Raw genomic sequence first — 5,064 nt, 5'->3', positions numbered from 1 at the left:
CATTGAAGGGACTGGCAAAGCTGTAGGGGATACATGGGATGGGCTGAAGTCGACCTATGAGCTGGGCCGAACCATCATGGGGCCGTTCAGTCCGCTGTTTTTGGGCAGTGAATTGCTGTTTAACCGTGACCAGCTGCTCGAAAACCAAAGGAAGCACCAGGAATTTTATCTAGGAATTTTAAATGACCCCATCGGAAAAGTACGCAAGGCTATGGATATGCCGAAATACATATGGTCTGCTGTTACCAATGCCTGGAAGAGGGATGTTGTCAATGGTGATGCTAAAAGCCGGACAGCCTTTTTTACCTATGGCCTGACTTCCCTTGGAATTGGTATCCTCGGAGATAAAGGAATTGGTAAAGCCGGTACAATAGCCAAGACGGTAGGCCAGGCTACTAAGGGAGGGAAGAGACTTTCTTTTCAGACGCATGGACCAACACCAGCAATGGTAGGAAGAGCAGCTCAGGACCCAGTACCTTACAATGTACTTCATAACTCTTTGTCACAGATTAAGAAGTTAACAGTTGAGGGGTATAGAGCCAAGCCTACAGATAAAATTGAAAAAGATGATTACTTTATCGGTACATTAAAGGGAGAAAAAGTCCACTTAAAAGGCGTGAAAGTAGAAGAGATTATATATACAAAAAGACTTCCAGAAGAAACTGCGCAATTAAGAAGAACCTTTAATAATTCTGTTAAGAAAAGTTTCCTTAAAACGTTTGCTAACGATCCGATAAGAATACAATTTCTTAGAAACGCAGGGTTAGTTGATAATGATATTGCCAGAATGAAAGATGGCCTTAATCCAAAGGGATGGCAAGTCCATCACAATTTACCTTTAGATGATGGTGGTACCAATGATTTTACTAACTTGGTATTGAAAAAAAATGATCCATATCATAAAGCAGTTACCAATGAACAAAACTCTCTAACAAGAGAATTAACTCCTACACAAAGTAAGAGGATTAATTGGCCAATGTTTGAAGATGAGGTTTACCCACCGGAACCTTTTAAATAAAGAAGGGATGAGCAGATATGGCCCAATGGAAAGAATTATTGATACAAATAAAAAAAATTGAAGAGAAATATGGAAGTTCACTAAGGAATCCAGTTACGGATATGGAGATAAGCAAGTTGCAGCTGGACATTCAGAAGAAATTAGGGAATATTGAATTACCAAAGTCTTATGTAGATTTTTTGAAAACTGTAAATGGATTAGACTTTAATGGATTGGTCATTTATGGTGTTGATGAACATCTACTTGATGACCAAGAAGCTGAAAATCTTCATGGGTTTATTGATACAAACGAGATTTGGTATGAAAATGAATGGCAAAAGCAATATATATTTTTGGGGGACTCTGATACAGCCTGGTACTGTTTAGACCTGAAGAAGGAAATATTTCTTGAATTAGACAAACCCTCCGGAACCCAGATCCAATCATTTGATAGTTTTGATTCCATGTTAACTGAGGCTTTACAAACAACTTTATAATAACGGTTTCCAAAAGGCTGTTTTCGCAAAGTTTGTTGCTATTTATATTATATTTACTGAGTTGATTGTAGTGGAATGTGCGTGATCCTCGAAAATGCATGCACATTTTCTTGGTGCGGCGTGTACTCAAGGAAGCTTATTCAATGTCCTACGGGAGTAGCGTGAAAGGTGAGACCCCACAGACGCGCAGCGTCGAGGAGGTTCAGGTTGGGGAAGCTGAAAACCAACGTTCAGTACAAGTTGGAACATCCTCTCTGAGCTGTTTGCTGAACTAGAGTAAGCAAAATCGTTTGCCCATTTGTGAAGAGATGTACTTAAAGAACGGGTGCTCAATAACAACGACTAATTTATAACAAAGAAAACTCGCCATTTAGGGGCGAGTTTTACTTTTATTGTTATATTGGATGTCAAAAGGATTGTCATTCCTGGGCATTTTTTTAGAACAGTACTTCAAAATGGAACCCTTTACTGTGCAAGATGGGGATTTTGAGTTCATATGATTTTGGTCAGATCCTTAGGACTTTCAATCTTCATTTGCTCCAGTTCGAGCTTCATTTTTTCGGTTTCAAGCAAAAAGTTTTCCTGCTTCAGCTTTTCCAGGGTGATTTCATCTTTTATCATATTATGTTTGATCTTTGCGAGTTTTTGAGTATGAACAGTCATGATGGCAATGATGGGAATAGAAAAAGTCATAACCACAGCAATAACACCTGTCAAATTTCCTGCACCTCACATTTGATTGAATTAGAAAAAATTGTCTTTTATGTTTATAATAATAGCAAATCACAAGGGATATACAAGGGGTGTCTTAAATTGACCGGAATTTTTATTAAAAGAATTTATGACCCATACGAAGAAGAGGACGGCTATCGGGTGCTGATTGACCGGCTGTGGCCCCGCGGAATTAAAAAGGAAGACGCCCGTTTGTCAGCATGGGATAAAGAGGCTGCGCCGAGTCATGAGCTCAGAAAAGGGTTTAACCATAAGCCTGAGCTTTTTAAAGATTTTCGGGAAAAGTATCTTGAAGAGCTGCGGACACATGATGATAAAATCCGCAAAATAGATGAGCTGGCAAGAATGGCAGAAGAGCAGAAAGTTACTTTATTATATGCTGCGAAAGATCCCGTTCATAACCATGCGCGAGTTTTGTGTGAGGAAATCAGGAGAAGGAAGGTTTAGTCTTTCCAAAAAGCAGGGAAAGCAAGATAGAAAGAATAGAGTTCATCTTAAATACAGGAGGAAATGATATGAATACAGATATCCAAAAAGAAGAAAATCGTTTTTTTATGAATGATGAAGAAGGAAATATGATAGCGGAAATTACGTATATTCCAAGCGGTGATTCTGTCATAACCATAGACCATACATATGTAAGCGACTCTCTGCGCGGACAGGGAATTGCAGGAAAGCTTCTGGAAAGCGTCGTTCAGGAGGCACGCAGCAAGGGATATAAGATTGTGCCTGCCTGCTCATATGCCAAAGCTGTTTTTGACCGAAAGAGCGAATATCAGGATTTGCTTGCAAACTAAAGGAGGTTTTCTGAATGGATGCAAAAAGAATGAATGTAAATGGAACAGCCATTTCATACTATGATGAAGGCAAAGGGGAGCCCCTTGTATTGCTGCATGGATTTTGCGGCAGCAAAGATTATTGGACAAAGGTGATTCCATTATTGGCAGAGGACTTTCGCGTGATTGCGGCCGATCTTCCGGGACATGGAGGTTCAGGGCTGCCAGAAGGCGAACCGTCTATTGAGAGGATGGCTGAAGCAATCGAAGGGGCTATAGATGAGCTGGGTCTTGGAAAAGTATCTCTTTTCGGCCACTCATTAGGCGGCTATGTAACCCTTGCATTTGCTGAAGCATATGAGGACAAGCTGAAGTCTTTTTCCCTTATCCATTCAACAGCGAGCCCGGATTCCGAAGAAGGGAAAAAGGGAAGGGATGTCGCTGCCGGTAAAATTGATAAAGAGGGTATCGAATCCTTTATAGATGGACTGGTGCCGAAGCTTTTTGCACCAGGGGAGAAACATCCAGACGAAATTCAACTCGCAAAAGAAATTGGCTATCGTACAAGTGCTGAAGGGGCAAAGGCTTCCCTGAAAGCGATGAAACAGCGCGGTGACCGCAGTCATGTTTTAAAAAGGACAGAGCTGCCGGTATTAATTGTTGCTGGAGAACAGGACGAGATTGTCCCTCCTGAAAAATCATTTGCAGTTAAAGGATCTAACATCAATCAGGTGTCCATTGATGCTGCTGGGCACATGAGCATGTATGAAGCACCGGAAGAACTTGCAGAGGCTATCCGCGGGTTTTTGAAGGAGTAAGCAGTCTCTGTTTTGGAACGCACATAAAATTTTTTATCCGCACATAAATTTGTGTTATCCGCACACAAAAAATCTTATCCGCACATAAATTTGCGTTATGCGCACATAAAGCTCTCACTGTGCCATCAAATTAATCATTTTTGCGATTGAAATATAGAAAAAAAGCTCCTTTTCATCCGAAAAGGAGCTTTTGCTTATTTAAAAATAACGGAAATGATCTCGTCTGTTGTCATTCCGCTTTCTATTTCAAATGTGCCGGGGCGCAGATCATTCTCAAGACCGCGTTTTTCTACTTCTTTATAGAATTGGATGCCGCTTTCAATAATATGGGCTTTTTCAAGCGCGTTCCCCACATCAATGCTGGTCATGCCCATTGATACGGTTAAAATAGTCCGGTAAACAACTTTTTCGCCGGTTTTGTCATCGGTCTTCTTTTCTTCTTTATCCTCTTTTTTCTCGGTGGACTTTGCGGCAGCAGCAAGCTGCTTGCTCCATTCATCTTCCGTGTTGATGACGTAGCCTTTGGATGCCAGCAGGTCAATCATTTCTTCATCTGACAGCTTTTCCGCTTTCTGTTCTTTATCCGATGGCTTTTCAGTACTCTTTGCTTCAGAAGGTCCAAATAGATAGACACTTCCCGTCAAAATGGCAGCCGCTAAAAGGCCCGCTGCAAAACTGCGCAAGGAATTTGGTGTCATTGGGCAACCATGCTCCTTTCACCCTTGTTCGCTGAATAAGGCAAGAGCATCAGATCAACCTCGTTAGGCGTAAGCTGTTTTTTTAATGCAATGCTTTCATTGGAATATCCCCGTTTATGCATATCCAGTACTTCGCGAAGCAGCAATCTTTCTTCTGATGGCCCGCTCATAGCTCCTGATTGCTTCGCCGTAATCTCTGCGTCCAATTCAATATTTCTGATCTGCTGCTGAAGCTCATGAATTTCATTTTTTAGTGTAAAAGTAACCTGATCAATTTGCTGCTCAATATTTGATTTTGACTGCGCCGTTTTTAAAAACGATAAAATGAGCAGCACGACTGCTGAACCAAATAATATGGCAATTACCCATCCCATCCTAAAATCCTCCCTTATGTAAACACTTTTTTTCTCGGTATCTATTTTTTTACCAAACTAAATTATACCTTTATTGCGGGGGGATTTCGAATGATAACCTCAAAATAACACGATAGTCCTGTTTTTATCGCAGTTTAACGGGCAGTAAGACCCCTTTTTCAAGACTCAGAGG

General features: G+C 40.9%; 8 protein-coding genes. 5 read left to right on the top strand and 3 right to left on the bottom strand.

Going from position 1 to position 5,064, the window contains the following annotated elements; all coding sequences use genetic code 11:
- Window positions 1-1,018: HNH endonuclease signature motif containing protein (locus BFI01S_RS23595; RefSeq protein ID WP_169799795.1), on the top strand; the 1,018-nt coding region annotated here is incomplete at its 5' end.
- Window positions 1,019-1,035: 17 nt separating this feature from the next.
- Entirely contained in the window at window positions 1,036-1,494 is a 459-nt protein-coding gene (locus BFI01S_RS20860; protein ID WP_061794306.1) for a YrhA family protein, read from the top strand.
- A gap of 492 nt (window positions 1,495-1,986) precedes the next feature.
- Here the strand turns inward: BFI01S_RS20860 and BFI01S_RS20855 are convergent, their stop codons facing one another.
- A complete protein-coding gene (locus tag BFI01S_RS20855) occupies window positions 1,987-2,211 on the bottom strand; it encodes a hypothetical protein (RefSeq protein WP_061794305.1) in 225 nt (74 codons plus the stop codon).
- Window positions 2,212-2,307: 96 nt separating this feature from the next.
- On the opposite strand from BFI01S_RS20855, the gene BFI01S_RS20850 reads away from it, so the two are divergent.
- From BFI01S_RS20850 to BFI01S_RS20840, 3 genes are all read left to right on the top strand, one after another.
- Window positions 2,308-2,673 (top strand): DUF488 domain-containing protein, encoded by a 366-nt coding sequence (locus BFI01S_RS20850; protein WP_061794304.1) that lies wholly within the window; start codon window positions 2,308-2,310, stop codon window positions 2,671-2,673.
- Between the two features lie 68 nt (window positions 2,674-2,741).
- Window positions 2,742-3,023, top strand: coding sequence for a GNAT family N-acetyltransferase (locus BFI01S_RS20845; RefSeq protein WP_061794303.1), 282 nt, complete (start codon window positions 2,742-2,744; stop codon window positions 3,021-3,023).
- 14 nt (window positions 3,024-3,037) lie between these two features.
- On the top strand, window positions 3,038-3,820 hold the full coding sequence (locus BFI01S_RS20840; protein WP_061794302.1) for an alpha/beta fold hydrolase: 783 nt from the start codon (window positions 3,038-3,040) through the stop codon (window positions 3,818-3,820).
- Between the two features lie 194 nt (window positions 3,821-4,014).
- On the opposite strand, the gene BFI01S_RS20835 is transcribed toward BFI01S_RS20840, so the two are convergent.
- Both BFI01S_RS20835 and BFI01S_RS20830 read right to left on the bottom strand, forming a co-directional pair.
- The gene (locus BFI01S_RS20835; RefSeq protein WP_061794301.1) at window positions 4,015-4,518 is read right to left on the bottom strand and encodes a hypothetical protein; all 504 of its coding nucleotides are present in this window, start codon (window positions 4,516-4,518) and stop codon (window positions 4,015-4,017) included.
- A complete protein-coding gene (locus tag BFI01S_RS20830; protein ID WP_048010370.1) occupies window positions 4,515-4,892 on the bottom strand; it encodes a hypothetical protein in 378 nt (125 codons plus the stop codon). Before BFI01S_RS20830 ends, BFI01S_RS20835 begins: the two co-directional genes overlap by 4 nt.
- Window positions 4,893-5,064 lie beyond the last annotated feature (172 nt).

Source organism: Cytobacillus firmus NBRC 15306 (assembly GCF_001591465.1).
GTDB classification, from domain to species: domain Bacteria; phylum Bacillota; class Bacilli; order Bacillales; family Cytobacillaceae; genus Cytobacillus; species Cytobacillus firmus.
Note: the sequence above shows the minus strand (reverse complement) of the source record. Positions and strands in the feature narration are given on the sequence as shown.

What these genes read in the sequence shown, in the direction of transcription:
- BFI01S_RS20860 (WP_061794306.1), top strand. Translation starts at nt 1,036, where the DNA reads ATGGCCCAATGGAAAGAATTATTGATACAAATAAAAAAAATTGAAGAG.
- BFI01S_RS20845 (WP_061794303.1), top strand. Translation starts at nt 2,742, where the DNA reads ATGAATACAGATATCCAAAAAGAAGAAAATCGTTTTTTTATGAATGAT.
- BFI01S_RS20840 (WP_061794302.1), top strand. Translation starts at nt 3,038, where the DNA reads ATGGATGCAAAAAGAATGAATGTAAATGGAACAGCCATTTCATACTAT.
- BFI01S_RS20835 (WP_061794301.1), bottom strand. Translation starts at nt 4,518, where the DNA reads ATGACACCAAATTCCTTGCGCAGTTTTGCAGCGGGCCTTTTAGCGGCT.
- BFI01S_RS20830 (WP_048010370.1), bottom strand. Translation starts at nt 4,892, where the DNA reads ATGGGATGGGTAATTGCCATATTATTTGGTTCAGCAGTCGTGCTGCTC.